This window comes from Leptolyngbya sp. CCY15150 (assembly GCF_016888135.1).
Classification (GTDB): Bacteria; Cyanobacteriota; Cyanobacteriia; order RECH01; family RECH01; genus RECH01.
The window spans coordinates 1-950 of sequence record NZ_JACSWB010000185.1 but is presented as its reverse complement, the minus strand read 5'-3'; the positions used below and the strand labels follow the sequence as shown (position 1 = coordinate 950).

Below are 950 nucleotides of genomic sequence, written 5' to 3'. Positions count from 1 at the left end.
CTAGGGCGTGTTTTAAAACCTTTTGGCATACTGGTAAGTAGTGTAGCTACCTGATAGATGTCCATGACTAACCAATCCCTCAGAACTATCCGCCGAGGAGACATGAGCAACCAGCAGTGGGAGCGGATCACGCCCTTGCTACCGCCTCAAAAACCTCATACCGGGTGCCCGGCTAAAGATCATCGCATGATCGTCAATGGCATCCTGTGGATTCTGCGAACGGGTGCCCCATGGCGAGACTTACCGGAACGTTATGGACCATGGTCAACGGTTTCAGGACGGTTTTACCATTGGCGCAAAACGGGGCGGTGGCAGCAGGTGTTTGAGGCCCTCCAGGAAGAGGCAGATGCCGAAGGTCAGATTAATTGGGAGATCCATTTTGTCGATGGAAGTGTCATCCGTGCTCATCAACATGCGGCAGGGTCAAAAAGGGGGACTTAACGTCAGACTTGGAGCGTTCTGATCTTAAACAGGTGCAAGCAAGAGAGGCCTTAGGGCGCTCCCAGGGAGGATTTAGCACCAAAATACATTTGCGTTGTGATGGCAATGGCTTACCCATCACTTTTGTACTGACAGCGGGCGAACGCCACGAAACGGTCGTATTTGAGCAACTGATGGAGCAAGGAGCGGTAAAACGTTCTGGCGCAGGACGACCCCGCCTGTGTCCGAAGCGAGTGAGTGGTGACAAAGGCTATAGCAGTGGCGCTATTCGTCGCTATCTGCGACGACGAGGGATTTGCTTCACCATTCCGCGAAAGGGGAATGAACGGCGACGGGGTAAGTTTGACAAGATTCTGTACCGTGAGCGCAACCGGATTGAACGCTGCTTCAATCGCCTCAAGCAATTTCGTCGCATTGCAACCCGCTACGAGAAGAAGGCTGAGAACTACCTCGCCATGCTGACTCTAGCTTCTATCATGCTGTGGCTATAGTTTTAAAACAGAGCCTAG

The 950-nt window shown here is 52.4% G+C and carries 1 pseudogene; it reads left to right on the top strand.

Annotated features, from left to right (window positions below):
- The first annotated feature begins 87 nt into the window (after positions 1 to 87).
- A pseudogene (locus JUJ53_RS13825) lies at positions 88 to 932 on the top strand (IS5 family transposase).
- The last annotated feature ends 18 nt before the right edge of the window (positions 933 to 950 follow it).